23 protein-coding genes, 2 pseudogenes and 1 CRISPR repeat array are annotated in these 23,323 nt (G+C 44.7%); of the genes and pseudogenes, 8 read left to right on the top strand and 17 right to left on the bottom strand.

The window, feature by feature from the left end; all coding sequences use genetic code 11:
- Positions 1–732: 732 nt before the first annotated feature.
- The 5 genes from MINF_RS03810 (at position 733) to MINF_RS11140 (ending at position 8,625) form a co-directional block, all read left to right on the top strand.
- The gene (locus tag MINF_RS03810) at positions 733–1,824 is read left to right on the top strand and encodes a hypothetical protein (protein WP_012463186.1); all 1,092 of its coding nucleotides are present in this window, start codon (positions 733–735) and stop codon (positions 1,822–1,824) included.
- Positions 1,825–1,902: 78 nt separating this feature from the next.
- Positions 1,903–3,027: a Druantia anti-phage system protein DruA gene (locus MINF_RS03815; RefSeq protein WP_390176032.1), complete on the top strand. Its 1,125-nt coding sequence runs from the start codon at positions 1,903–1,905 to the stop codon at positions 3,025–3,027.
- Positions 3,020–4,174, top strand: a complete 1,155-nt coding sequence (locus tag MINF_RS03820; protein ID WP_012463188.1) for a DNA double-strand break repair nuclease NurA — start codon at positions 3,020–3,022, stop codon at positions 4,172–4,174. Before MINF_RS03815 ends, MINF_RS03820 begins: the two co-directional genes overlap by 8 nt.
- Before the next feature lie 3 nt (positions 4,175–4,177).
- Positions 4,178–6,040, top strand: a complete 1,863-nt coding sequence (locus MINF_RS03825; protein ID WP_012463189.1) for an ATP-binding protein — start codon at positions 4,178–4,180, stop codon at positions 6,038–6,040.
- 2,333 nt (positions 6,041–8,373) lie between these two features.
- Entirely contained in the window at positions 8,374–8,625 is a 252-nt protein-coding gene (locus MINF_RS11140) for a hypothetical protein (protein ID WP_148205123.1), read from the top strand.
- A gap of 123 nt (positions 8,626–8,748) precedes the next feature.
- Here the strand turns inward: MINF_RS11140 and MINF_RS03840 are convergent, their stop codons facing one another.
- The 6 genes and pseudogenes from MINF_RS03840 to MINF_RS03860 form a co-directional block, all read right to left on the bottom strand.
- Positions 8,749–10,476, bottom strand: a complete 1,728-nt coding sequence (locus tag MINF_RS03840) for a hypothetical protein (protein ID WP_148205124.1) — start codon at positions 10,474–10,476, stop codon at positions 8,749–8,751.
- Between the two features lie 560 nt (positions 10,477–11,036).
- Positions 11,037–11,171: a hypothetical protein gene (locus MINF_RS11820; RefSeq protein WP_274377019.1), complete on the bottom strand. Its 135-nt coding sequence runs from the start codon at positions 11,169–11,171 to the stop codon at positions 11,037–11,039.
- 303 nt (positions 11,172–11,474) lie between these two features.
- On the bottom strand, positions 11,475–11,651 hold the full coding sequence (locus tag MINF_RS11390; RefSeq protein ID WP_238523541.1) for a hypothetical protein: 177 nt from the start codon (positions 11,649–11,651) through the stop codon (positions 11,475–11,477).
- 761 nt (positions 11,652–12,412) lie between these two features.
- The gene (locus MINF_RS11675; protein WP_238523542.1) at positions 12,413–12,637 is read right to left on the bottom strand and encodes a hypothetical protein; all 225 of its coding nucleotides are present in this window, start codon (positions 12,635–12,637) and stop codon (positions 12,413–12,415) included.
- A gap of 18 nt (positions 12,638–12,655) precedes the next feature.
- Positions 12,656–12,811 (bottom strand): annotated as a pseudogene (locus MINF_RS11940) ((d)CMP kinase); the annotation flags it as partial.
- A 165-nt stretch (positions 12,812–12,976) separates the two neighbouring features.
- A complete protein-coding gene (locus MINF_RS03860) occupies positions 12,977–13,198 on the bottom strand; it encodes a (d)CMP kinase (RefSeq protein ID WP_187146970.1) in 222 nt (73 codons plus the stop codon).
- Positions 13,199–13,239: 41 nt separating this feature from the next.
- Here MINF_RS03860 and MINF_RS03865 point away from each other — a divergent pair, with 41 nt between their 5' ends.
- On the top strand, positions 13,240–13,518 hold the full coding sequence (locus MINF_RS03865) for a DUF6166 domain-containing protein (RefSeq protein ID WP_048810128.1): 279 nt from the start codon (positions 13,240–13,242) through the stop codon (positions 13,516–13,518).
- Between the two features lie 365 nt (positions 13,519–13,883).
- Here MINF_RS03865 and MINF_RS03870 read toward each other — a convergent pair whose 3' ends face one another.
- The gene (locus MINF_RS03870; protein ID WP_148205125.1) at positions 13,884–14,690 is read right to left on the bottom strand and encodes a hypothetical protein; all 807 of its coding nucleotides are present in this window, start codon (positions 14,688–14,690) and stop codon (positions 13,884–13,886) included.
- A gap of 232 nt (positions 14,691–14,922) precedes the next feature.
- Here MINF_RS03870 and MINF_RS11825 point away from each other — a divergent pair, with 232 nt between their 5' ends.
- Positions 14,923–15,048, top strand: a complete 126-nt coding sequence (locus MINF_RS11825; RefSeq protein ID WP_012463202.1) for a hypothetical protein — start codon at positions 14,923–14,925, stop codon at positions 15,046–15,048.
- 122 nt (positions 15,049–15,170) lie between these two features.
- Here MINF_RS11825 and MINF_RS03875 read toward each other — a convergent pair whose 3' ends face one another.
- The 10 genes and pseudogenes from MINF_RS03875 to MINF_RS03915 all read right to left on the bottom strand — a co-directional run bounded on the left by MINF_RS03875 (position 15,171) and on the right by MINF_RS03915 (position 22,859).
- The gene (locus MINF_RS03875; protein WP_012463203.1) at positions 15,171–15,587 is read right to left on the bottom strand and encodes a hypothetical protein; all 417 of its coding nucleotides are present in this window, start codon (positions 15,585–15,587) and stop codon (positions 15,171–15,173) included.
- 926 nt (positions 15,588–16,513) lie between these two features.
- Positions 16,514–16,720 (bottom strand): hypothetical protein, encoded by a 207-nt coding sequence (locus tag MINF_RS10925; RefSeq protein ID WP_238523543.1) that lies wholly within the window; start codon positions 16,718–16,720, stop codon positions 16,514–16,516.
- A 747-nt stretch (positions 16,721–17,467) separates the two neighbouring features.
- Positions 17,468–17,818, bottom strand: a complete 351-nt coding sequence (gene cas2, locus MINF_RS10930; RefSeq protein ID WP_012463205.1) for a CRISPR-associated endonuclease Cas2 — start codon at positions 17,816–17,818, stop codon at positions 17,468–17,470.
- A gap of 71 nt (positions 17,819–17,889) precedes the next feature.
- A complete protein-coding gene (locus MINF_RS12020; RefSeq protein WP_449288788.1) occupies positions 17,890–18,135 on the bottom strand; it encodes a hypothetical protein in 246 nt (81 codons plus the stop codon).
- Between the two features lie 302 nt (positions 18,136–18,437).
- Positions 18,438–18,788: a CRISPR-associated endonuclease Cas2 gene (cas2, locus tag MINF_RS10935; protein WP_012463206.1), complete on the bottom strand. Its 351-nt coding sequence runs from the start codon at positions 18,786–18,788 to the stop codon at positions 18,438–18,440.
- A 105-nt stretch (positions 18,789–18,893) separates the two neighbouring features.
- Positions 18,894–19,330: direct repeats of the CRISPR family, unit length 35 nt; unit sequence GTTTCAAGCCCAGTGCACTGGGATACATCATCAAC.
- Between the two features lie 135 nt (positions 19,331–19,465).
- Positions 19,466–20,119 carry a CRISPR-associated endonuclease Cas1 gene (gene cas1, locus MINF_RS11830; protein ID WP_012463207.1) on the bottom strand — a complete coding sequence of 218 codons (654 nt, stop codon included), beginning with the start codon at positions 20,117–20,119 and terminating at the stop codon, positions 19,466–19,468.
- Positions 20,107–21,291 (bottom strand): annotated as a pseudogene (locus MINF_RS11895) (CRISPR-associated endonuclease Cas1); the annotation flags it as partial. The gene cas1 and the pseudogene MINF_RS11895, both read right to left, overlap by 13 nt.
- Positions 21,288–21,449 carry a hypothetical protein gene (locus MINF_RS11395; RefSeq protein ID WP_187146971.1) on the bottom strand — a complete coding sequence of 54 codons (162 nt, stop codon included), beginning with the start codon at positions 21,447–21,449 and terminating at the stop codon, positions 21,288–21,290. The gene MINF_RS11395 and the pseudogene MINF_RS11895, both read right to left, overlap by 4 nt.
- Before the next feature lie 295 nt (positions 21,450–21,744).
- The gene (locus tag MINF_RS03910; protein ID WP_148205126.1) at positions 21,745–22,074 is read right to left on the bottom strand and encodes a hypothetical protein; all 330 of its coding nucleotides are present in this window, start codon (positions 22,072–22,074) and stop codon (positions 21,745–21,747) included.
- A 95-nt stretch (positions 22,075–22,169) separates the two neighbouring features.
- Positions 22,170–22,859: a hypothetical protein gene (locus MINF_RS03915; RefSeq protein ID WP_012463211.1), complete on the bottom strand. Its 690-nt coding sequence runs from the start codon at positions 22,857–22,859 to the stop codon at positions 22,170–22,172.
- Between the two features lie 176 nt (positions 22,860–23,035).
- Here MINF_RS03915 and MINF_RS03920 point away from each other — a divergent pair, with 176 nt between their 5' ends.
- Positions 23,036–23,299, top strand: coding sequence for a hypothetical protein (locus tag MINF_RS03920; protein WP_048810135.1), 264 nt, complete (start codon positions 23,036–23,038; stop codon positions 23,297–23,299).
- Positions 23,300–23,323 lie beyond the last annotated feature (24 nt).

Genomic DNA, 23,323 nt, shown 5'->3' on the forward strand with positions numbered 1-23,323 from the left:
ATATACCTTCTCCTTGTTGATTACCGTCCTTTTTCCACGGCCAAAACTGAAGGCTATATAGCTAGTCAAATGAAAAATAACAGGAAGGTAGCTTTTCTTGCCTTATTTTCAATTGAAAGGGTAAAGGAGCATTGGTATAAAACTCAAGACAAGCGGGGTTGAGTTCCAAGCCTTTAGCCTCCTCGAAAATACCAGCTCAAAGGCTGCTCAAGAGAAAGAGCTTTTAGCATTACGAATGAGGCCGTGAAAACCGCAAGAGAACCCTGGAATGAAAGGGGCAGCACCGACAATTCCGGTACTTCCGCCTGGAAAGCTGGTATTTCCTTCTCTAGGGTAGGGGTTGCGTTAGGCCCTGCAAGGGATTGTCTTCCCGCGGTAGATACTAGAACCACGCCTGTAGTTCCATTTGCCTTGCTTATTCCGAAGGGAATACAGAAGGTTCAAAGAAGACCTAGAAATGATCACCACTTGTTCATAGAGTTACATAACCTACCGGATTTCAGGGGCGATTTGTGGCCTAAGCTTAATTATTCAGGGAGTAGGTATAAAAGCAGCTTTTTTCTTAAAGGTTTGACAGTGAAAGTTCGATCGTCGGGCTTTAACCATTTAAAGCGGAAAACGGTTTTCATTCTTGCCAGAGAATTTCTTTTTATAAGGATAGTAAAATTATTAAATTTGTACATAAATTATCACATATAACTATGAAAGTTTTTAAAAATTAATTTAACAGTAATGGGCATATTCTTTATAGTATTGTATTTGGTATTGGCAGCAATGTTGTTATCTGTATTAAATATATTAAATATAAACATAATTATTTTATTATTTATTTTTATATTGATTTTTCTGTTATTATTATTTTTTGCTCCTTCTGTGATTGTTTTATATCTTATACACTTCACTTGGGATGAAAACTATAAAACATTTGGAAACTTGTATTTCGTCGAGAATCGTTATGCCCAAGCTCAAAAAGCTCTTTTTTCTCTTTTTTCACGGTTAAGCGGTGTTTTGATTATTCTGGGTTTTTTACCTAGGGCAATCAAGGCTTATGAACACGGGATCTCTTTTGCGCCGTTGAATATCACAGAAGATTTGTCTTTTTCGGCTGTGTTCTGGAGTACGACGATAATCAATACGGCGGTTATTCTCATTACTTATCTCTTTTATATTCACTATGTTGCAAGACAAATAGTTTTAGCGGAGGATTGGATTGAGGAAGAAAAAATAAAAATAAAAAAAATAAAAAAAATGGTGAAGAATATAGCTCAAATGAAATTACCATGGCAAAAATCAATTTTTAAAAAAATTATAATAATACCGAAACGTTTTATTAAAAATCATATAATATTAAGGATTACATTACTTGTATTTTTTTTAATAATATTATTTTCTATAACACTTTATATAATTATATTACATATCGATATTATATATTATCTTAAAAAAGAACCTATATATGCATATATTCTACTAATAATATTATTAACACCTATATCGATATCTTGTATTATATCAATATTGTATTTACCAAGAAGAAGTATTATTGTTTTGGATGGGAGTATATTACTAATATTATGTAGTTTACTCATAATACCTGATATTATTAATTCTGTTGATCAATACCCTCAGCAATACGGTGGGTTTCGACCTGAACATTACATAGCAAAATGGAAAGGGGAGGATAAGGAAAAAAGGATAAGCGTTGTCTATAAAACAGACAAGTTTCTCTTTTGCCAGCCGGAAGATGCCCAAAAGAACCCCAATTGGAAATGTTCCATACTTAGCACCGAGGGATTAGAGCGCTTGGTTCCCGATACCAAATAAAATGCTTTAAAATTAAAACCAAATCTAGATAAAAAAATAAAATAAAATTAAAACATGGATTTAAGTTTGTCTGAACGAATGCTGCGTGATAAAATAATTCAAGTCTTAAAAGATCAGGGCTTTAGGGTAAATCCGCACATACGCTTACAAGAATACAATAAAACAGCATTTCGTCTAATACAACAAAAGTCTCGGTCAGAACAATTGTTGATGCATAAAAATTTTTTAATGAAATACATTTCAAAAGTAAGGAACTACTGCAGAAATGGATGCGAAATAAATCCTGAGAAAATATCATTGGAATTAATAGAAATCAGGAAAAAATCTTTCGAGGAAACTTTGTTCAAATGGTGGAACTTGGCATGGTGGAGCATACCCTATCAACGACCCTACGGTCGACAGATGAGATTTTTATTGTGGGATACAGCCCATGATTCTCCCTTTGGCTTGATAAGTTTGCAAAGCCCGATTTTGAAAATCTCCGTTCGCGACAAGTTTCTTGATATACCTAGAGAGAATTTAGATTTATGGGTAAACATGTCGATGCAGGCGCAGAGGGTTGGTTCTCTGCCTCCCTACAATGAGTTGTTAGGCGGGAAGTTGGTTGCCATTACCCTTACATGCAACGAAATCAGGGAGGCGTACAAAAAAAAATATAAACACTCTGTAACTTTGTTGAGAAATAGAAAATTAGAACCGGATCTTTTATTTATTACTACCACTAGCGCATTTGGAAAGAGTAGCTTATACAATCGCTTGAAATATAATGGAGAAAATGTGGCGTTGTCTCTTGGTTATACGAAAGGTTCTGGAACTTTTCACATTCCAGAACAATTATACCTGGAGATATTACGATACCTATCAAAAAAAGGATATGATGTTTCTCGCGGATTTGGACATGGTCCATCAAGAAAACTCAAACTAATCAGTCTTGGATTAAGATGCCTAAAACTGCCTAAATTTGATTTCCATGGCATTAAAAGGGAATTTTTTATATTTCCATTAGTCAAGAACTTGAAGGAAGTTATCCATGAAAGCGAAAATCCAATTTGGGTTGATCGGCCATTCTGCAAGTTGGTTAATTATTGGAAGGAAAGATGGGCAATTCCACGGATGGAAAGAATACAAAAATGGAAATATTTTAATTGCAGTGAGTTTTTTGATAATATAGAAAGACAGTTGAAGGGAATGGAGGATGTATAAGGCAGAAAGAATGGATCAATCACCCTTTGCCGAGCTTCCGGCGGCTTTAGTTGAAGAAATGCTTTCAAAAAGTGAAACGATTGGTGACCGGCTTTATGATTCTTTCAAGGAAATTAGAAATAGGAAGTTAGACTATCGACAGCAATTGCAAAATAGAAACTTCTTAAAATTAGAGACTGAAGTAGGGTATCCGGGAATACCAACGACATGTGGCATTGACGGTTCTTATGGGGTTGAGAAGCTTTTAGCGGCCGATTTTGCCGCTTGTGCGGCAGTCGCGGTTGAAGGATTAATTCCCCCTTCTGAAAAAAAATACTGGGAAAAACCTCATCACAGGGTGTTTATTCATCCTGAAAAGCATGATCCGGACACCGGTGTGATGATTAGGAGCGTAATGATGGAGATGGAAGTGGAACTTGCTGCCAAGGCTCCCCATGACGTGGTTTTTCTAGACGGTTCTCTTACAACTCCACTAATTTATTTAAATCAAGCAGTCAACAGACTCTTCGAATTGGAAGATAAAGAAAGTGAAACTGGCGCAAAACTCATAGAAAAATTTGAAGGGTTTCTTAAAGACTATAAGACCATACTTGAATCATCAAGAACTGACAAGTTGTGGGTAAGTTTGCCAAAGTATACTTCAAGGAGAGAGCTGGGTAAAATATTCAATTGGCCGTCTCATTACGACGACCGTGCCATGCTGACTCATGTTTTATCCCCCGGTGAATTTACAGTTCCCGTCCAGCTTGAAAAGCCGAAACAGCCCTGGCACTTAAAAACTCCTAATAATGACGGGAAACTTGAAAAACTTAAAGATGAGGTTATATCCGCTGTTCAGAGGATTCATGTCATGTATTATAAGCCTCATCCTTGGACACCGGTCTTTAGGATAGAAATGAGCTCATCCATTGCCACAAACTCTTCTAGAATAGCGGTATTGCTTCAAGCTATCAAGTTTCAATCTGGAACTCCCGGGATCATAGAACCATATCCTATCTACATTGCGGATAGAATTGTCAAACACCTAGGTAAAGCTATCCCAGCGTTTAGACAAATTGCTTCAAGAAGAATGGTAGAATTGCATGATGGAGATATTGGAGATATTGTTTTTACCATGCACGGATATAGAACTGAAAGTGAAAAATAAAACATGAATGTCGATCAAAATAAAGATATCGAACAACTCATCGACAATACCGAGCGTATTGGAACGATAGGTTCCCCTTCTTCCACAAGCGAGCTTTCAATAGATATTCTCGGAACGGCTGTTAGTAAAAAATTAGTAGGAGAACTCGCTTGTTTTAGGTTTTCCCAAGATGAGAAATCTCACATTGCCCTGGGTCAAATCACAGAAGTCCAGCTAAAAAACATTTGGCTTGAAGATCCGACGATGAGATCTCTGGCCAGGCAAAGGGGAAATGTAAACCCGATAAGCGGACAGCAGGACACCCATCTGGGTGAAATGACAGTCAGTGCCGTATTTAGTAAAGATGGATATAAGTTTGAACCAAGCATGCTTGGCACTGTTCCTGCAACTGGAACTCCGATTCATCTGGCAACAGATCAAGTCATGAACACTCTGTTAGCTCAGCATAAAGATGAAATATGGTACTTGGGACACGTGTACGGTTCAAAGCCAAAACTTCCAATGTGGTTCAAGCATTTTGGAAGCGGACCAAGAGGGGCCGGCGAGGCCTATCATATTGGGATATTTGGAAAAAACGGATCTGGAAAATCAACTCTGGCTGCAATGATGCTTGTAGCTTATGCTAGGCACCCCGAAATGGCCATATTTATTATTGATCCCCAAGGTCAATTCTCTAAACATGCAAAAGGACAGACTAATACAGAGGGATTTCAGTTGGGGCTAAACACTCTTCTTCGCAATTTCAATAAAAAAGTAATAATCAAGAGCGTTAAGGAATTGATATTGGATAGATGGGATCTTTTTTGTGAAATTCTTATCGAATCTCGTTTTTTTGAATTGCTTTCAATATCAGAAGGAGATTACAGAAGAATAGCCGCTGAAAGAATCACAGATGAACTGAAGAAAAAAAATATTAAATTAAAAGATTTATATCAACCAAGTTCCTTTGACTCAGCATGGAAGGTTCTTGGCGATCCAAATGTACAGATGCAGATTTATAAAACAAAAGAATCAAGGGAAAGATTTCAAACACTTTACAAGGAATCTGACAAAAATGAATTTTACAACAAATATTGGAAGCCCGTGACTGAATTATTTAATAAAGATCGAGAGAATACCATGGCCATTAAGGATCTTATAAAATTAGCGTTTAGTGTGGATGGAGGCTTCCCTGCCACAAATAACTGCCGGCCTGTAGTAATTATAGATTTATATTTATCGAAGGAAGAAGCTAATGTTTCTGGATTATACTGGAATGATACTATCCAGGCGTTAGTGATAAAAAGGCTACTTGATGAAATCATTTACTCGGCTGAGCGGGCTTACCATAATAACAAGCTTTTAAATACTCTTGTTGTATTTGATGAAGCTCAAAAATTTGCTCCAAGAGAAGGATTTAACTGGGCCAGTAACAAAGTGATTGAAAAACTGGAAAGGGTTAGGCAACAACTACTTGATGCAATAAGAACCACGAGAAAATACGGTCTTGGATGGATGTTCATTAGCCAGACGCTATCGAGCTTGCATAAAGATATTATTAGCCAAATTAGGATCTTTTTCTTTGGTTTTGGTCTTGCTCTAGGTACAGAATTTATGTCTTTAAAAGAAATCGCTGGCGGCGAATCCAATGCTCTTAAACTTTATCAATCCTTTCGCGACCCTCACTGTGCATTCGAAGTTAGCTCAAAGCAATATTCTTTTATGACAGTTGGTCCAGTTTCTCCTCTATCCTTTTCTGGAACACCTCTCTTTTTCACTGCATTTAATAAACCCGAAGAATTTATAAGTGAAAATGGATTAAATCGACAATTTGATCGAGATAAAAATGCATCTAATGAATTATTTTTAGATTTTAATGTTAATTAACTTTCATTAAATAATAGTTTTATAAATATTCTTCTTATTAGATTTATATTTTTACGGATAATTTTCTATTGTGCTTGATCAAGTCTGTAGTTTAAGAATATTGAAAAATCGGGCTTAGAGCAAGAGAGATTTACGACCAATATTTCAATTTTAAAAATGCACATGGACAAATATAGCCCTGTAAATAGATAATGCATAGTTAGTAAAATGCCAAATGATAGAAATTTTAAAATATAAACACTTCTTGTTTTGACTATAAATTTGCAAGACAAGCTAAATGTTATATCCTTATCTTTCAATTCATATAGAAAGGAAAAAAAATGTTTAAAAAATAAAACAGATGTGAACTCTGGATTTAAAAAAGGAATTTTGCGAGGAGACGGCTTATGATAAGAAAAAGTTTAGTTCTAATTTGAAGGCCCTTGTATTTACATTTAGATAAAGATTCTAAATTTTCGGTATTGTGGATAAATCAATGACTTGTGGATTTTATCAATCAAGATATTTTTTTCTTTTAGTCTAAACGAAATCAAAACCATTACTGTATCTGCATTCATAACAGTAGCAAGATTCTGAAATCATTCCAAATGACAAAAATCGTTCTAAATGACGGAAATATAATCGGAAGATTGCGATTTTTTCTATCTCAGAATTTAATACTTTTGGAATTCCATGTGCTACAATCTTGGGTTTGTGTTTCCAAATACTGTTATCCAAGATGTAAGCTAAAAATCGATTGAGATATCATATATATAATTAATAACAGGTAAATCTAAAACTATGATTCTGCAATACCATAGAATTAATAACAAAAATAAACCTTGTAGTACAGAAGATTATATTTTTGGATAGCAGATATTATAAATCCTTATGATGTTGCATGAAGACCTATTTGTTCTTATCCATGGATTTCTTAATACATGCATTATCTTGGATTTGGAAAGGGTTTAATGTAAATATCTTAAGCAATGCCTAAAATTATTGATTATTTTGATTTTCTAGAAATAGACTTCAAAAACATGAGATGTTGACAGGGGAATAACCGCTCTTGGCACTGAAACCGATTGGACTTAAATGGTTTTTCGTTGAAAACCTGGTTAGCGAGGGAAGAGGGATGTTATCCAAGCTGTTAAAAGCTTTAAGGTATTCCTCGAGGTTGAAGGGTTAACAGCATCCAAAGAGACTAAGGGCTGGCTGGACATTTTCCTTTCAGGATCCTAAATGAACTTTGGGTTGGAAGGTAGGCCTTGGAGATAGCATTTTAAGAGGTGGAAAACAAGACAAAAAGAGAAAATTCAACCAGTTTTGTAACGGCTAAGGCTCTCTCTATCCTTTTTATAGACAATTGAAAGGGGAGATCTGTTAGGAAGGAGAAGAGAAAAGGAAAGCTGGTTTTCCTAAACATGATGATTAGGAAGGCAGAAAGTTTAGCAACCGAAAAGTTCTAAATGTGCTCCAAGTTGTTTATGGGCTTTTTTATGGTTGTATAAAAAAAATCTTATCTTCTTGCCTTGAGGTTTAATCATACCCGATTTGGAGAGGGTTGCCTTTTCAACATCATGCGGGGTTGCCAATTTAAAATGAAGGTTGTGACGGAAACAACCGAGCTACTGAAGTGATTTTTTTGGTAAAGGAAAGGAATAAAGGAAAGGAATGGGGAGTTTACTGGCTATAGAAGGATTGCTGGCATAATGATGTCAACGGGAAGAATTGGAAAGGGGACCTCAAGAAAACTGGCATTTCTAGAGGGATGAAGATATCTAAACTGAATAGGGAATTTTTTCATGCCAAGCGGAGCATTCAAGAGGGCGGAATAAGGTTTTTTTCGTTTAGATTTGACCTGCTGAAGAAGCATAGTTTGCTCTAAAGATAATTGAGCTTCAAGATGGACTATTGGGACAAGGAGGAATGGAGGAAGTGTATTGTCTTAGCCCTTATTGAATATGAACAGGAAAGGAAATCTAACTTTGTAGCCGTTTGCCTTCTAGAGGATAGGAAACAACAAAAAGAAGCTAACCTTAGTCGTTCCTTATTCTGATCTTGGATGGATAGATGAAACAACCAGGTGCGGGATTGGGAAAGAAACCAGGAGAAGAGGTCACTTTTTTCCGGATGGATAAATACTAAAGTCTCATTTTTCTTTCAATTTATCGGTGCTTTTTGGCACCATGTTCGCTTTTTTTGTGAAGTAATCCTTGATGAAGGCAAGAGAAACCTACCTGATCAACATTTCCGTAGGGTAATCCTTGGCTATCCTTTCATCTGTGCAAAAAAAACTAGCACTTCTCCATTTATTTTAAAATCGATCCGTTACCATTGTAAAGCCAAGGGTTGTGCCGAAAAATTATATCAGGATAGAAGATCTCCTCCTCCAGGGCAATTCATCCGTGCTCTTTGGCAAAATTGGGGAAGAAAAGAGGTCAGGTTGTCATGAAAGAAAAAAGGCTTCCATATTTAAGCTTGACGATCTTCAACTTATCTCTTATTTCTGCAAGTTTGCCCTTAGTTTCCTTCATCTTATCCAATGGATTTTTTCTTTCCCTACCCTGTGGATCACTTCATCGGATTGGGATCGAAGTTCTTGAGAGAGAGCAGATCGAATAGGAAAAAAAAGGAAAGATAAAAAGAAAAAGCTTTTCAGTCCTTTGCAGAAGGATTGGGTTTATTGCCAAATTCAACAAAAGAAGGAGACACAAGCAAATGGGTGTTTAGTTGGAGAGTGGGGAATTGATTAACGAATCCTCCAGTTCCTCGAGCAGGTCTCGATAGAGGGTGCCAGGTGGTTTGACAGAATTTTTCAGGAACTTCTTAATGACCTTCTTGATCGGATCACGCCCTAGAAAGCACTCCCCTGGTACTGGGGGATTTTCAGGATCCAGCTTGGCATTGACTTTCTCTCCCCAAATTTTTGCCTTTTTGAAGTCTCGAACGGCTTCTTCAATTTCCTTTTGTTTGAGGAGAGCATGGGTGTTGATATTACGATACTGGGCTAGATTTCGATTTTTGTCGGAATAATTGTAAAACAAATCTTTCAAATATGATAGTTCTTGTATTTTAAAATCCGATAGTTCTTGTTTATTAAATAAATCATCCCATAAATTTAAATATTTAATGCCACCAACTCTTACTTTAATTCCATTAGGAGTTGTTTCTAAATTTTCATTTTTTTCAATTTCTCGAAATTTGGTGCTGTACTCCTTAATATACTCAGGCGTTGACTCGGTGAATTCGATGAAATCTTTTTCAATATTATATTTAATACTATATTTAGAGGAGTTTCTTTCAGCCCATTCTTTGATGGCATCGCGGTAGGCAACATCGAGGAAGGTTAAACTTCCATTTATGGCTTCAAGCCAGTGGCCGGTAAGAAGTGCGGTTTCAACACGGATAGCTACTAGTAGGCAGCTCGCTTTTTTTATGTGTTCTAATAATGCATTGAATGCAGGAAAACCCCGTTCTTTTGTGCTGGGATTGCCGTTAATGAGCTGTGCTGCCAAGCGTAACCGCTTTACCCAGGATTCGGCCTGTGAATCTATAGGATTCAGCTTGGGGGAGAAAGCAGAAGCGATGGCGGAGGCATCCAGGAGGGCACCGCGGCGAACCTGTTGCAGACATTCGCGGCGAACCCGAACGACATCGATAGGGCTTGGAGTTTGAACAGGGCCAACAAGCTCCCGCTCGGTTTTTTTTAGGATTTGAACACGATCCCCGGCAAGAAGAAAGGCCAACTCTTTGATTAATTCTCTGACCTTGGGAATGCCGCCGGTATCGCAGACGAACAACTGGCTATTGGTATTGGGTTTGTAAAAATTCCAGATGGACTGTCTGATTCGCTCGGCAACTTGGGGATTAATCTCGCTACTTTCTTTTTCCAAATTTTCATTATCCTTGAGATAGTTTTCTTGATGGATATTCTCTTCTTTAACTCCTTTTCGAATGAGCCACTGCTTAAAGAAACGGGAAAAGGCAACAGGCTCTTGGTATTCATTTTTACGATCAGTGCCAAGCAACAAAACGGTTAGCATGCGTGGATCAATCTTTCGGTCTTTTCCCTTAGTTTTAGAAGTTTCGGAAGAAGGGCTATTTTCCGACCCAGGGACACCACTCGAAAGTAATGGGGCAATGAGTGGAGTGGTCTTTGGTAAAACGATCAAGAGCTGTCCATTCGTGCCTCTTTTGGGGCGGAGAGAATGGCAATCTTGCATTTTAAAAAGATTTTCTTTTATATCGCTGAAAATTTTTTCATTGATTTCCTTTTCTTTTTTTTTCAATTCTTCGTCTTCAGGCGGCCAGTCGATCACTTCGACTTGTTGTTGTTCTTTTAAAAAATCGTCGTGGAATAGGCGTGTAAGCTTTTTTTCTGGATAACCCCGAAAAAGTTTGCCGGTTTGGGGGTCCTCCAAAAGGATTTGGAGATCTGAAATACCGTAGGTCACAATGAGTAGTGGAGGTGGGGGGGATTGGTTCATAAGTTTATTTAAAGGTTGAGTTCGGAAAAAAAAAAGAAAAATTTGTTGGTTTTGACACGGATCGAATTTTAAAAGTAGCTCCTTCAGCTCCTTGAAATTTTTCCCGGTTGACCAGCCCATGTGGCTGTGTAACATTCCCCCACATCGGTAGGGAAGTGCCGGCTCTGATCTTCTCGGTTCTACTGCCCGGAATGGGAGTTGGTGATCCTCCCGCGTAGGGGGCTATCTCCCCTGACCGCTTACTGACCGCCGCTTGGTTTGAAGCCACAATCCCAAGGTGGTTGCGGTATTTTTTGCCCCAAGTCCTTTCCAGCTTTTTTTAAAGCTTTATGGGCTGCCTCAGCAAATTACTGCTCAATTTCTTCTCCTGGTCGAGCTGTAGGCTACTTCAATTTGTCTTTTTCCTGCAAGTGGCATCACCGAGCCAAATCCGAGCACTGCCGACTAAACCTTGGGGCTTGCCATAACCGAGTTTATATGAACATATCCAGGGGAAGAGGGCTAAGATCAATGAATTTTTCAAAAAGTCATGAACCGACTCCGGATAAAGCTCCCCCTAGTTCCCATTTCTTCAAGCTATCAAAGCTCAAGTTCATGTGCAAACCGCTATCAGCTTTAAAGAGAAAGCTTTTAACGGCGTCCTGTGCTCTTGCGTTGTCCATTTCCTCGATTCCCTTTTAAAGGTCTATGCTTTTTTTGCACTCGGAGTGGTGAGGGTAGTATTTTCAAGCTATCCATAGCATCGTCCAGTAGCTTCTACGGATATGGTGAGTAGTTGGGAATGGATATCCTGTTTAATGGAAAACTCGATGACGCATGGATGCGGATGGTCTAGGATGCGGTGGGGAATACCTTAAATATCCTTATCTTTTTGCTCTTTTTTCACGAAATGTTCTTCCGAGACTTTTGCCTACAAAGATTCCCCATGCTCAAGATGGGACAAGGGATTTATAGTCAGGATAACTTTACAAGGATACTCCTTGAGATCGGATACCAGAAGAACCCGAGGGGAAGGCCTTCCAGGGCAGTGAGCCAAGCTCTCCCTGGCCTGAACAGTGGCCAAAAACCCAATCTTCAGTTGCCGCCTCAGGCTTCACTGAGCCAATCTGCACGACCGCTACCGGATCCGCCAAGGCGGACATGACCACGCTACCGCTTGCGTGGCATAGCCTGGCCAGCTCACCTTGCTACTGCGTATAACGCTTCGGGTCAACCACGCAGCTATGCTACCCCGTATTGACGAACACCCATAAAGGGCCTCCATCGTAAAGACCGGCTAGACCTAGTCCTAGGTAGCCTAAGCCCAGTGCACTGGGATACATCATCAACAGTACCAGGTGGGGAACCTGACGGCCACGAGTTTCAAGCCCAGTGCACTGGGATACATCATCAACAGATTGGAGAGTAATAAAGACGGATAAGTTTGGGTTTCAAGCCCAGTGCACTGGGATACATCATCAACTGTATCCCTTGCAATCCATTGCTTGTCAAGGACATTTTTTTGCGTTATTGGCAACCTCGGAATGAATCGAGTCGGATTGGTAAAATTGGGGGGAGGTTCTGAATCCAGGGATCGAATTCCCAATAGTTCTTAAGTTTATGGAGGAAAGTCCCCGCCAGCTTCCTTGGTCCAACCCTGTGGAATTGGACGCCAGTCCGAAAGGGTCCCCTCGAGGACAGCTTTTTTGTAGCTATCGACCAGCCGTCGTATCCGGGAATGGAGCATGCTACCCCCAATGCCGCGGCAAGCCTTCACAGATCCGGGTCAACGATTGGACGAAAGGCCCTCCCAACTCAGTTTCACCCGGTGTGACCGGGACCCGAGGGGAAGGCTTTCCAGGGCAGTGAGCCAAGCACTCTCAGGCCTGAAAAAAGGCCAAAAACCCAATCTTCAGTCGCCGCCTCAGACTTCACTGAGCCAATCTGCACGATCGCTACCGGATCCACCAATGCGGCCATCACCACATTGCCGCTTGCAAAGCGTAGCCCGGTAAAGACCGGCTAGTCCTAGGTAGCCTAGGCCCAGTGCACTGGGATATATCACCAACTCTTCGTCTTTACAATTAATAAGATGAGAAACTATCTTTGACGCACCTTTGTAGACCGGAAAGCTGGTGGTGTCTATCATGACCGCGTCTTTTGGCTTAAAAAGATACGACAACTCGTCTCTTTTTTCCACATTGTTGGCCTCGCCGTCGAGTTTCCTCCTCGACTTTCTTGTCTCAAGATTAGCGTCGAGAAAGAACTTGAACCTTGCTTCGAGGAACATTACTGAGCCGATTTCTCTGCCCTCGACAACAATTGGATACTTCGATGCCGGTTCCCTCTATACTGGAAGAAGCAGTATCCTGACCTCGGGGTAGGCCGCGATCGTTGGGACTGCAAAGTTCACCTTGGGTGACCTCAAGTTGGCCTTGTCTTCAAGGTCGACGCCGTCGATCTCGACATTAAACACCTTGATCGAGTCCTATTTCTTCAGCTTCAAGACAAACTTCATATTCCCGCACGCCTCGATTACGGCCCACTTGTTCCGCCAGTTCACACAGTCATCAAGCAACTTTTGCGTGACCGACCTGTAGAGCAAACTGGTGCTGAAGTAGGCAAAGCCAGTTATCTTTGCCACTTCCCCCACGACGGTGCTCTTCCCAGATGCCGTGGTCCCGTCGATGGTCACTATTAATTTTGCCACGATTAATAATGCGTAGATTAATAACACCGCAGTAATGAATCATGAAAGAAGTGAAAAAGAACGACGATAAGAATAAGACAAAAGATACGGTTTACAAAGGGAAGACCGCTAAGAACGGCAAGCCGGTTGTCACGGTGACAGAAAACGGGAAGACAAAGTTCTTCCCTATGTACAACAACGAATTCGACCTGCCGCCAGGCGGGTCATTCGCCTGGAGATATGGCGGGACCGCTCCCTGGAGGCTGTCTTACTCGATTCTGAGGCACCACACGGACGAGAAGCAGGAAAAGTATGGAAAACTCTGTCTGGGTTTTCTTTAAGAAGTTATAGCACACATGGAATTCAACAAGCAATGGACATTTAAAGGATCGCAGGTGAAGGGAAGCAATAGAAAAGATAGAATCTTCCGGAAAAGAGCTTTAGTTCAAATTCTTGAAAATCGCGTTTTTTTTCTGGCAGGATGAATCTGTTGACTGGGTTCAGACTGCAACAAATGTCGTCTCCTTTGGAGGCTTTTTTTGTATCTTTTCTTTTTAGGGATCTCAAGTCGGGCGCGAACAAAAGGATAGGGATCTTAAGTCAGACATGAATGCGAGGTTTTCCGAGCAGGGTAACTGTTTTGCGAAAATTCTGCTACTTCATCGATACTTTTTCCAAGTTCGACAGCTTTTGCCCACTTGGAAGGCTAGTGATGGTTTGGATATACCATTTTCCGCATCTTTTCCCACTTGTCCGGCTCGTTTTCAACGAAGTGTCGGACAGCCTTGGCGAAGAGCTTGGATCTTCTGTCCGCCATAGTTATGTCGTTCTTGCCGATGGTAGCGGAAACTTCCACGGCCAGGCACACCAGGTCCCCGGTTTTCTTGTCGAAACCGAAGGCGAATATGTCCGCCTTCCCCACGTCGTTGCTTTCGGCTTTTGTCAAAACGCCTTTATCTTCCGCAGCCGATATAATATGGCACACAAAGTCTTTGTCTAGGACCTTCAAGTCCAGTATGTCCTCTTTTAAGGAGAAGGGGAGCTGGTCTTTCGCCTTAGACTCCAGGACGACGTCGTCAATTTCTTCAATTGCTTTCGCAACCAAGTCCAGCTTGCTGTTGCTGGCTCTCTGGTCAATGCTGATCAGAGTAGCAACGAGATGAACGTCTTCCAGTCTCTTGTCTATCTTCTCCAGTCTCCCGTCTATTCTCTCTGGTCTCATATCTGTCCTAGCCACATGTTCAGACAGTTCTCTAACAACCCTAGTCAGCTCTCCTATCATCCTGTCGGTATCGGCTTGCCGTTCAGCAAGTTCTCTGACGGCTCCGGTCAGCTCTCCTAACATTCTGTCGGTATTGGCTTGCCGCTCGGCAAGTTCCCTGACAACCCCAGTCAGCTCCCTGACAACCCTAGTCAGCTCCCCAACAGATGCACCCAAGTCTTCGGTCCTGTTTTCTAGTCTTTCTTGCCCGGCGGCAAGTTTGCGAAGCGTCTCTTCAAGTTTCTCTTCCATGGTTGCCTCCTCTTGATCGTGTATCGCTTGCACGCGCTCTCTGCTCTTTATCCGCCTCCGCGTTGAATCCAGGGCTCGCTTCCGAGCATGAATCCGAAACTCATCCTAAAGTCCCGTTAGTACTCTCGGAGGTAGGCGGCAGTATGTCTTTCTTTTTACGATACGATGAAATGTGTTGATTGTCTACGATGTCGAGCTTAAACCAGAATATAGAATCCACTGTATCTATTAAATGCCGGTCTTTTCCTGGTTGAGAGCCGACATGAACGCGCGTTTCGCCGAGCAGGGCAAAAGGATCGAGTTTATAGAAAAGATCTTGGCCAAGGCGGTCCAGATCGATGTGAAGTCAGCAGAATGATTAAGCCAAAACGGGATACTTAAGTTCCGGCAGAATTTAAGATACCAATTTATTTATTTTCCCCTGACCCGGGCGGCTTAAACATAGCATGCCACCGGGCCACGCAGTGGGGGAAGATTATCTCAAGACAAACGCGAACAAGAGGACAGAGATATTAAGTCATCAATTGTCTCCACAACCAAGTCCAACTTGCTGTTGCCGGCTCTCTGGTCAATGCTAATCAGAGTAGCAACGAGATGAATGTCTTCCAGTCTTTTTTCTATTCTCTCTAGTCTCATGTCGGTCCTGGCCGCATGTTCGGACAGTTCTCTAACAACCCTAGTCAGCTCTCCTATCATCCTGTCGGTGTTGGCTTGTCGTTCGGCAAGTTCTCCGACGGCCCGGGTCAGTTCCCTGACAGCCGACGCCATGTCTTCGAATCTTCTCTCTGTCTTTGCCGACAGCTCTTCGACAGCCGCAGCCAAGATTTCCGTCTTGTTTTCTAGTCTTTCTTGCCCGGCGGCAAGTTTGCGAAGCGTCTCTTCAAGCTTCTCTTCCATGATTGCCTCTTCTTGCGTGCTTGGTGCAGACGCGTTCCAGCTTCTTTATCCGCCGCCGCGTCGGCTCCGGGATTCTCTTCCGCGTTTGATTCCGAAGCTCTTCTCCGAGCAGTCTCGGGCAGTGGCGGGAGTTTGTCGTTCTTTTTACGATACAATGAAATGCGTTGATTGTCTACGATGTCGAGTATGAAACCGGAACTTGTCGTCTACTGTATCTATTCAAGCCCGGTCTCTTCCTGTGGGCTTCGAAAGTCCGCCGCCAGCAAGGGGCATTATTCCTCATCTCCCAAACCCCGCAGAAACTCTTTTCGTATGTTCCTGACCATTTTCATCGTGGTTTCGTCATAATTGTGAAGTTTCAAGCCCAGTGCACTGGGATACATCATCAACCCAGGTCCAAACCTAGATGAGCAGAATTATATGTTTCAAGCCCAGTGCACTGGGATACATCATCAACAGTATACGAAATAGAATACTTAGGAGAAAAAGTTTCAAGCCCAGTGCACTGGGATACATCATCAACTTGGAAGAACAGGCGTTTTTACTACAAAAAGTTTCAAGCCCAGTGCACTGGGATACATCATCAACTGTATCCCTCGCAACCCATTGCTTGTCAAGGACATTTTTTTGCGTTATTGGCAACCTCGGAATGAATCGAGTCGAATTTTGCAAAATTGGGGCGAGGTTCTGAATCCAGGGATCGAATTTCCAATAGTTCTTGCGTTCATGGAGGAAAGTCCCCGCCGACTTCCTTGGTCCAACCTTGTGGAATTGGGCGCCAGTCCGAAAGAGTTCCCTCGAGGACAGCTTTTTTGTAGCTATCGACCAGCCGTCGTATCCGGGAATGGAGCATGCTGCCCCCATGCCGCGGCAAGCCTTCACAGTTCCAGCTAAACGATTGGACGAAATGCCCTCCCAACTCAGTTTCACCCGGAGTGACCGGAACCCGAGGGGAAGGCTTTCCAGGGCCGTGAGCCAAGCTCTCCCAGTCCTGAAAAAAGGCCAAAAACCCAATCTTCAGTTGCCGCCTCAGACTTCACTGAGCCAATCTGCACGATCGCTACCGGATCCGCCAAGGCGGCCATCACCACATTGCCGCTTGCGCAGCGTAGCCCGACCAGCTCACCTTGCAACTGCGTATAACGCTTCGGGTCAAGCACGCAGCTATGCTATACCACGTATTGACGAACACCCATGAGGGGACCTCTATCTTAAAGACCGGCTAGTCCTAGTCCTAGGTAGCCTAGGCCCAGTGCACTGGGATACATCATCAACCCAACCCGCCCTCCTGGGCAATTCCTGGGAGTTTCAAGCCCAGTGCACTGGGATACATCATCAACATCTGGAGAAATCTGAAGCGTTAAGCAGGATAAGTTTCAAGCCCAGTGCACTGGGATATATCATCAACTGAACAGGAAGAAATTACAATTCCCGCAGAAAGTTTCAAGCCCAGTGCACTGGGATACATCATCAACTGATGCTACAAGGATAATGACACCTCAATTTAGGTTTCAAGCCCAGTGCACTGGGATATATCATCCACTGTATCCCTTGCAAGCCATTGCTTGTCAAGGACATTTTTTTGCGTTATTGGCAACCTCGGAATGAATCGAGTCGGATTTGCAAAATTACGGCGAGGTTCTGAATACGGGGATCGAATTCCCAATAGTTCTTGCGTTCATGGAAGAAAGTCCCTGCCGGCTTCCTTGGTCCAACGCTGTGGAATTGGACGCCAGTCCGAAAGTGTTCCCTCGAGGACAGCTTTTTTGTAGCTATCGACCAGCCATCGTATCCGGGAATGGAGCATGGTACCCCCATGCCGCGGCAAGCCTTCACAGATCTAGCTAAACGATTGGACAAAACGCCATCCCAACTTAGTTTCACCCGGAGTGACCGGGACCCGAGGGGAAGGCTTTCCAGGGCAGTGAGCCAAGCTCTCCCAGGCCTGAACAGTGGCCAAAAACCCAATCTTCAGTCGCCGCCTTAGGCTTCACTGAGCCAATCTGCACGATCGCTACCGGATCCGCCAAGGCGGCCATGACCACGTTGCCGCTTGCGCAGCGTAGCCCGGCCAGCTCACCTTGCAACTGCATATAACGCTTAGGGTCAAGAACGCAGCTAAAAAGGCTTTTCTGCAGGCGTTGGCCGTAGCGGGAAATGCAGCGTTCCACCATAGCCCGCTCCCTATTGTCGCTCAAGTCGTATGCTACCCCGTATTGACGAACACCCATGAGGGGACCTCTATCTTAAAGACCGGCTAGTTTTAGTCCTAGGTAGCCTAGGCCCAGTGCACTGGGATATATCACCAACTTCCTGAGCCAGCCGACGCTTTCGCTTCGTTTTGTTTCAAGCCCAGTGCACTGGGATATATCACCAACCAAAGGCCTGGTAAAAGTAAAAGAAGTAGAAGAGTTTCAAGCCCAGTGCACTGGGATATATCATCAACTAGAAAAGCTAAAGAAAAATGGGGAACAATTTGTTTCAAGCCCAGTGCACTGGGATATATCATCAACTGTATCCCTCGCAAGCCATTGCTTGTCAAGGACATTTTTTTGCGTTATTGGCAACCTCGGAATGAATCGAGTCGGATTGGTAAAATTGGGGGGAGGTTCCGAATACGGGGATCGAATTCCCAGTAGTTCTTGCGTTCATGGAGGAAAGTCCCCGTCAGCTTCCTTGGTCCAACCCTGTGGAATTGGACGCCAGCCCCGAAAGTGTTCGCTCGAGGACAACTTTTTGTAGCTATCGACAAGCCGTCGTATCCGGGAATGGAGCATGCTACCCCCATGCCGCGGCAAGCCTTCACAGATCCAGCTAAACGATTGGACGAAACGCCCTATCAACTTAGTTTCACCCGGAGTGACCTGGACCCGAGGGGAAGGCTTTCCAGGGCAGTGAGCCAAGCTCTCCCAGTCCTGAAAAAAGGCCAAAAACCCAATCTTCAGTTACCACCTCAGACTTCACTGAGCCAATCTGTACGATCGCTACCGGATCCGCCAAGGCGGCCATCACCACGCTACCGCTTGTGCAGCGTAGCCCGGCCAGCTCACCTTGCAACTGCATATAACGCTTCGGGTCAAGCACGCAGCTAAAAAGGCTTTTCTGCAGACGTTGGCCGTAGCGGGAAATGCAGCGTTCCACCATAGCCCGCTCCCTATTGTCGCTCAAGTCGTATGCTACCCAGTATTGACGAACACCCATGAGGGGACCTCCATCTTAAAGACCGGCTAGTCCTAGGTAGCCTAGGCTCAGTGCACTGGGATATATTATCAACTCGAGCAACACTCCATTGGTTCGCCTCCGTGGGTTTCAAGCCCAGTGCACTGGGATATATCATCAACTTCTTGCTCCGGATGAAGAGACCACTTTTTCGGGTTTCAAGCCCAGTGCACTGGGATACATCATCAACTTTTATCCCTGAGGAAGTGGACTCCGTGGTAGTTTCAAGCCCAGTGCACTGGGATACATCATCAACAAATATATGACGATGAATGCAAATGCAAATGGGGTTTCAAGCCCAGTGCACTGGGATACATCATCAACTTTTATAGCCTAGTCCCAACCGGAGCTCTCCGTTTCAAGCCCAGTGCACTGGGATACATCATCAACAAATATATGACGATGAATGCAAATGCAAATGGGGTTTCAAGCCCAGTGCACTGGGATACATCATCAACTTTTATAGCCTAGTCCCAACCGGAGCTCTCCGTTTCAAGCCCAGTGCACTGGGATACATCATCAACTGTATCCCTCGCAACCCATTGCTTGTCAAGGACATTTTTTTGCGTTATTGGCAACCTCGGAATGAATAGAGTCGGATTTGCAAAATTGCGGCGAGGTTCTGAATCCAGGGATCGAATTTCCAATAGATATTGCGTTCATGGAGGAAAGTCCCCGCCGACTTCCTTGGTCCAACCCTGTGGAATTGGACGCCAGTCCGAAAGTGTTCCCTCGAGGACAGCTTTTTTGTAGCTATCGACCAGCCGTCGTATCCGGGAATGGAGCATGCTACCCCCATGCCGCGGCAAGCCTTCACAGATCCGGGTAAACGATTGGACGAAACGCCGGCGTGCTTCCGGTCTCAACCACAGAAGACCGTCTTGGAAGACAAAATCTTTTGGTTGGATCATCTTGAGATGAATCAAACGGATCACCAACCGATCGACCTCGGGCCGGAAGATTTCCACCAGGTCGCTGACGAGCGCTTCGTGCCGCCCGTTAGCCTCGTGGAGGACACCAAGGTAAGGATCAAGTCCAGCTAAGCGGACGGCAACCCCTAGCCGATGCCGGAGAAGGGCATACCCATAGTTGAGGGCTAGGTTGACCGGATCCTGGGTTTGCCCGTGCGTGCGACGCTCTTCAAAGCCTCCCAGTTGGTTGACCTGTTGGGCGAACCATCGCCAGTAGTGTCGGCTGGCCCATCCTTCCCAGCCGCGCACGGCGGGCAGTTGCCGGGCATGAACGAGGCCGACGCAGGCTCTCTTGAACCTGACCAGGAGCTTGTGGTCGTCCGGGCGGTAACGTTGGCGCACAATGTGGGCATACCGGCCAGCTTGGCGGAAATGAGCCTGGCGGCGAGCTGGACGCGGCCGGGCTCGTCAAGGCTTTGCCATGCGGAGTGATGGGCGGCGAGGGTGCGATAGCGATTGGCCTCTGCTGAGGGACCGAGGATGTGGATCGGGGTTCGTCCCGGAAGAGCCAAAAGAACGGGGATATCCAACTCGGCACAGGCTTGCAACAGTGCGGTGCTGACTTGACAAGCCGAATGGAGCTCAATGTTAGAGATGCGCAAGAGAGGAAGAAGCTTGATGGACTCGTCTGCGGATGTTTCCACCACCAAGTTGGCATTGGATAGGCTCAGGCGGCAGCCATGGAGATGGACATCGAGCACAAAAGGACGTCGCAGTTGAAGAGGTGCGGGATCGTTTTGTCCGGGGACCACAACTTCAGCCGATCGTAGCTCCAGTCGTCCATGAGAAAAAGAAAGTCGTTCACCCAGTCCCACGGCAGCAAAGAGTGCCAGCCAGGGTTTCCATGCTGGAAGCTCAGGCCCGAAAAGGCGCAAAGGGCCAATGCAACCGTGGAGAAACATGGGATTTCCCCGTTGTGAAGAGGAGCGATGGGCGGTACGCCAATACTGCCAAGAGGTGGTGTCAAGCTCGGGCGGGGGCGGGAGTTGCCCCTCGGTGCCGAAGAGCTTGCGCAGCCGGCTTTGGCATAGGCGCAGAAACCCTTCGCCATCGAGGGCTGTGCGGGGTGTACCCGGGCGGTGTGGAAGGGGGACGGGGGTAAGGAAATCCAAGGCTAAAGCAGGGGAAGGTTCTTTGGTTGGAGATGGGGGCTTGGCTACTCGCCAGGGGCTTACCTTTAAAAGGTCGAAGTTTTGTCCCCTTTCGGTAAAGCGGGCATAGAGTTGCTCAATCCATGCTTGAATCGAGGATGTGCCCAGGCCGAAAAGCTGGACGGTTATCGGGATACGGCTACCTGTCTCCCAGCCCATGGCTTCGACCTTGACACCGGGCCACCACCAGAGTTGCTTGACGGTAGAAGGGTCGAGGTGGGCGGATTCGAATACTCCCTTAAGAAGAGCTTCTAGTACGGCCAAGGGATGTGCTCGGCGCGGTGGAGAGTGGGCTCGCAGCACAAGATCGATCTCCAACCAAGAGAGCTGATAAAGACGATCGACGCAAAGAGGTTGGATCATTCCAGCTTGGTAGGCTGTATGAAATGTTTTTCGAGTTTTTCGAGTAAATTCCAGTCAAGCTTGGCCGGTTGGGTCGATTCTGCGGGCAAGCCCTGGATGGTGCTCTTGACCGGGATGCAGTTAAGGAAGGCAACATTGGCCTGGGGGTAAATGAACACGGAGAACTTTGGTTTTGATTTAAGCCGATGCGATTCTCCCAGGGCTCCATTTCCCGGTAGAGCCCGAAGGCTTGTTCAATGCCATCCGGGTAAAGGAGAGCATGGATCTTGCAGTTGCGGGAATCAGCCGGCCTTTTAGAAACAAACGGGAATTCCAAGGATGAAGGTTTATCCTGGTAAAAGTTACACGGCAAAGTAAAGATCGACGGCATCCCGATTTCATTATTTCAAGCTTTAAGCCGGGACTCCCCACTTGGATTTAGCAGGCATGCAAGTTCATCACCCTCTTTTCTCTTCAAGGAGCTGTTTCTCCAGGGTCTTTCAACCTTGTCCACCTGAGGGGAATTGTTGACATGCAAAGAACCTTCTTTTGGATCATATACGCAAGATCAGCTATTAGCCGACTATTTATGGAATCGTTGAAGGCGGGATCGAAAAGGTCCGGGGTAGCGTTTATGGTTTCGAACCGGAGTTGGGTAAGGAGCTCATTTTCAACGGACATGGCTACACAAGAAGGAAGCCTGCGATCCGAAGGTGGTTCAATAAATCTTTTGTGAGCTGATGCGGTCCAGTCCCAGGATAGCCCTACCCGTGCCGCGGCCGGCGAGGAGACATTTTGAGCCACAAGTTCACTTTCAGCTTCTTTCTTTTGCCGTTCTCTTCGACATAAACCTAACAAAAACCCTGCTCATAGATACCGCAATACTTTCTCATCGCTCCTCAAGCCTCCACGGCCTGTTCCGCCTCATGGATTGGTTCATCCTCCTGGATTGACAAGACGGGGAACGCCCAGCGCAAATACGGCGCTTGGCGCATATGTCCTGCTTGCGTGGAGTCCCAGATGAGAACCCAGCATGTATTGACTCCAACATTTAAAATGCGCTGACCAAACAACAGCCCCATATACACATAGCCGCCGCCGCGTATTTTGCCTTCGCTTATTTTTTCGCGTATTTTTCCCAGCACATCGTCAATGAATCGCTCCCAGACGCTTTCTATGTCCTGGTTCTTGTCTTTGCATGTCATACTCCAGCGTTCCCAGCCGCGTTCGGTCTTGATTCCCGCCTTGAACACTGCCGCGTCGGACGATTGCCATGCCGATTCATATTCTTCGTCGCTCCACACATTTGACGACCACTCAGGGCGTATACACCACCATACATTTCCAGGAGGCTTCCCAACCGGTTTCGGTTCCAGCCACAGGTCCGGGTTTACCAGAACTGATCCATTGGGGAATTTGAAGATTTTTTCAGAATTCGGTCCCAGCCACTGGTACGGGTTTACCTGCCCCCACCTAGGAGGAATCAACCCAGGAGGAATAGGAGGTATAGGCAGACCAGTCACGCGATGCCAGTTGTGGCTTTCCGAAGAGATCATTAGATACAGAACGAGTGCAAAGACAATCATCATTTTTACTCCTCGTCAAACGTGTCAGGGTAGTACTTCCATTTCATTTCGATTTTCGGTTTTTCCAAGACCCATCCCGCCACGCCTCCAGTTATGCCATCGCTTCGCCCCGCTTTAAAAAACCCCGAAGCACCAGCAAAGAAACCCCTTGACCTAGGGGTTGCCATTTATAAGGAGCTGTGCTGACCGGCATTGCGGTTCTATCCAGGCTTTGGCCTTGGGTTCAAGACGAAAGGGAGAAGCGATGCGAGGGCATCGAGGAGGGTTCCGAGGCGGTTCAGTTGTCGGCATTCTCGATGCACCCCCAGGAAGCAAGCGGAGGTGAATTGGATGAGATCAACGGTGCTGAGCCCTGTTCTAACCAGTTTTTGGACGAGATTCCCGGCAAGGAACAGGGAGATCTCTTTGAAATTGCGAGGAACAACCGGATATCGGGTTTGTAATGTTGACAAGAAAATAGGTCGATC

Source organism: Methylacidiphilum infernorum V4, from assembly GCF_000019665.1.
GTDB lineage: Bacteria > Verrucomicrobiota > Verrucomicrobiia > Methylacidiphilales > Methylacidiphilaceae > Methylacidiphilum > Methylacidiphilum infernorum.

What these genes read in the sequence shown, in the direction of transcription:
- MINF_RS03810 (WP_012463186.1), top strand. Translation starts at nt 733, where the DNA reads ATGGGCATATTCTTTATAGTATTGTATTTGGTATTGGCAGCAATGTTG.
- MINF_RS03815 (WP_390176032.1), top strand. Translation starts at nt 1,903, where the DNA reads ATGCTGCGTGATAAAATAATTCAAGTCTTAAAAGATCAGGGCTTTAGG.
- MINF_RS03820 (WP_012463188.1), top strand. Translation starts at nt 3,020, where the DNA reads ATGTATAAGGCAGAAAGAATGGATCAATCACCCTTTGCCGAGCTTCCG.
- MINF_RS03825 (WP_012463189.1), top strand. Translation starts at nt 4,178, where the DNA reads ATGAATGTCGATCAAAATAAAGATATCGAACAACTCATCGACAATACC.
- MINF_RS11820 (WP_274377019.1), bottom strand. Translation starts at nt 11,171, where the DNA reads ATGGACAACGCAAGAGCACAGGACGCCGTTAAAAGCTTTCTCTTTAAA.
- MINF_RS11390 (WP_238523541.1), bottom strand. Translation starts at nt 11,651, where the DNA reads ATGTCCGCCTTGGCGGATCCGGTAGCGGTCGTGCAGATTGGCTCAGTG.
- MINF_RS11675 (WP_238523542.1), bottom strand. Translation starts at nt 12,637, where the DNA reads ATGATAGACACCACCAGCTTTCCGGTCTACAAAGGTGCGTCAAAGATA.
- MINF_RS03865 (WP_048810128.1), top strand. Translation starts at nt 13,240, where the DNA reads ATGAAAGAAGTGAAAAAGAACGACGATAAGAATAAGACAAAAGATACG.
- MINF_RS03870 (WP_148205125.1), bottom strand. Translation starts at nt 14,690, where the DNA reads ATGGAAGAGAAACTTGAAGAGACGCTTCGCAAACTTGCCGCCGGGCAA.
- MINF_RS11825 (WP_012463202.1), top strand. Translation starts at nt 14,923, where the DNA reads ATGCCGGTCTTTTCCTGGTTGAGAGCCGACATGAACGCGCGTTTCGCC.
- MINF_RS03875 (WP_012463203.1), bottom strand. Translation starts at nt 15,587, where the DNA reads ATGGAAGAGAAGCTTGAAGAGACGCTTCGCAAACTTGCCGCCGGGCAA.
- cas2 (WP_012463205.1), bottom strand. Translation starts at nt 17,818, where the DNA reads ATGGGTGTTCGTCAATACGGGGTAGCATACGACTTGAGCGACAATAGG.
- MINF_RS12020 (WP_449288788.1), bottom strand. Translation starts at nt 18,135, where the DNA reads ATGTCCTTGACAAGCAATGGCTTGCGAGGGATACAGTTGATGATATAT.
- cas2 (WP_012463206.1), bottom strand. Translation starts at nt 18,788, where the DNA reads ATGGGTGTTCGTCAATACTGGGTAGCATACGACTTGAGCGACAATAGG.
- MINF_RS03915 (WP_012463211.1), bottom strand. Translation starts at nt 22,859, where the DNA reads ATGATGATTGTCTTTGCACTCGTTCTGTATCTAATGATCTCTTCGGAA.